Below are 2,528 nucleotides of genomic sequence, written 5' to 3'. Positions count from 1 at the left end.
TTAAGGTGTATTTTATTAAAATCTGTACTGCTGTTGGCTCTTTCCAGACTGCTCCACCTTTTTCTTAATAGCTTCAAGTTCTTCCTCTGAAACCCTTATAACTATCTGCTTCGGTCTTGTCCTATTCATTGAGCAATTCCTCCAACGCAAATTTAATTTCTTTCGTGAAAACCTCTCCACTAATGTGCACACTCATTAGTAACTCCTTTAGAGGACTATATCCATTCGCATTTCATCATAATTAGTCTCTAATCCTTTCAAATCTCATTTTATATGACTTTTGCAAGCTGTTAAGCTAACTTGTGGAACATATGCCGAACCTTATCTATACGGCTATTCGGGCGGCGGGGTTGGCAAATAAATTTACCAATAGCTGGCTGGTATCCTTTTAACTCTGTCAAGCAGACTCCCTGCCCATTTGTGAAATAAGTTAAATCGTTCCTGTATTCTTGAATACATCTAGCAGGGATTTCTCCTTTCAGAATGACCTCGTCATTCTTTATCTGAGTACTTACAATATCTGCACAATACCTTGGAGCATCATGATACGCCCGTGAGAGATATTCCTGCGGTGCATAAATTTCAAAGTGGAGATATGGCTCTAATAGTTCTGTCCCTGCTTTTTTTAAAGCCTGCTCCAATACGATAGGGGAAAGCAGCCGAAAGTCTGCGGGGGTACTTACAGGACTATAATACAATCCATATTCAAAACAGATTTTACAGTCTGTCACTTTCCATCCATACAGCCCCTGCTCGCAGCCATAAAGAACCCCCTCCATAACCGCATTTTGGAACGATTGATTTAAATATCCAAGTGAAACTCTGCTTTCATACTGCACTCCGCTTCCAATAGGGAGCGGCTCTATGGACAACCCGACAGAAGCCCAGAAAGGATTTGGCGGGACTTCTATGTGGATGGTATATTCTGCTTTTCTAAGCGGTCTTTCCATATATATAACAGTAGGCTCTTTTATTTCTGCCTCCACATGATATTTTTCCTCAAGGATGGCACAAATGACTTCCATCTGCACATTCCCCAAAAAAGAAAGTATAATCTCATGCGTTGTAGTATCCACATAATATTTTAAAAGAGGGTCGCCATCTGAAATTTCTGTAAGTGCCCCAAGCAATATTTCCCGCTGTTCAGATTTCTTTACTGCAATCGTTGCTTGGAGCATAGGGAGAGGATTTTCAATAAATTTTCTCTGCGGCAACAGTATTTCGTTCCCCAAAATACTGTTTAGCTGCAAAACATCATTTGGTAAAATTACAATATCACCAGAGCAGGCTGTATCGGATGAATATAATTCACCGTTTGTCGGAACACGCATCTCTGTGATTTTTATTTTCTCTTTTTCAGATATTCTAATAACATCCCTCAAATGCAATGTTCCGCTATATATACGCACATAAACAAAACGCCGCCTTTTCTCTGAATATTCAATCTTAAAAACCTGCCCGCATAGTTCAGATTGACCTTCAGGCGTTGATGAATAAAATTTACTGGCAATTACTTCTATAAGCTGCCGAATCCCCAGATTGTTTTTAGCGCTTCCGTGATAAACGGGAAATAACGTTCCGTTTTGGAATCTCCTGTTTTCTTCCTGTTCCAGTTCTGACATTTTAAACGGTTTCCCTGACATATATTTCTCTAATAGTTCATCGTTTCCCATAATTACCGCATCCCACTGTTCCATATCGTCATTGTCCGTTACATTTATATGGGGATGCTGCCCAACCTTTTGCTTCACTATAATTTCCGAAGAAAGCTTTGCTTTCATTTCCCGATATACCATTGGCAAATCAATCCCCTCTTGGTCAATTTTATTGATGAAAAAAATTGTCGGAATCTTCATTATCTGTAGTGCATGAAACAGTATACGGGTCTGTGCCTGTATGCCATCCTTTGCAGAAACTAATAATACTGCTCCGTCTAATACGGATAAAGAACGGTATACTTCCGCCAAAAAATCCATATGGCCTGGCGTATCTATAATGTTGACTTTTACATCCTCCCACTGAAAAGATGTCACTGCTGTCTGGATAGTGATTCCCCTTTGACGCTCCAAATTCATTGTATCTGTCCTTGTTGTGCCTTCATCTACGCTCCCTAGTTCTGCAATTGCACCACTGGTATACAATAAACTTTCCGTTAATGTTGTCTTTCCTGCGTCAACGTGAGCCAGAATGCCTAAGTTAATTATTTTCATGTGATTTTCCTCCTATCAACACCCAAAAAAGGGCATAAAAATACCCAGTGATAAATACTCCTATCACTGGGTAAATAACTCCAATAGCCCCAAAACACTTATATGTTTTCGGGCATATAAAATTACATGATAAAAGTATTCTTAAACTGGGTACAAAAAACTAAGCCCCATATTAAAAGTGAAACGGGACTGCTACTTTTTGTTCCCACTATCAAATTGACAGTTTATTTAAGAATACCTTGCCGCATATTTATTAACTCCTTGTATAATACTGAATCTAATTATATTCCTTATGTGATAAAATCTTCCTTGTGCTAT

Annotated in this window: 2 protein-coding genes; both read right to left on the bottom strand. The window is 38.9% G+C overall.

The annotated features are described in order from the left end of the window. Window positions 1-15: 15 nt before the first annotated feature. Entirely contained in the window at window positions 16-129 is a 114-nt protein-coding gene (locus AM305_RS12980) for a plasmid mobilization protein (protein ID WP_005825847.1), read from the bottom strand. Window positions 130-290: 161 nt separating this feature from the next. Continuing rightward, on the bottom strand, window positions 291-2,210 hold the full coding sequence (gene tet(O), locus AM305_RS10395) for a tetracycline resistance ribosomal protection protein Tet(O) (RefSeq protein ID WP_005825846.1): 1,920 nt from the start codon (window positions 2,208-2,210) through the stop codon (window positions 291-293). Window positions 2,211-2,528 lie beyond the last annotated feature (318 nt).

Origin of the sequence: Actinobacillus minor NM305 (assembly GCF_000175195.1) — a bacterium.
GTDB classification, from domain to species: domain Bacteria; phylum Pseudomonadota; class Gammaproteobacteria; order Enterobacterales; family Pasteurellaceae; genus Haemophilus_A; species Haemophilus_A minor.
The sequence above is the reverse complement of the archived record's forward strand: the minus strand, read 5'-3'. Positions and strand labels throughout refer to the sequence as shown.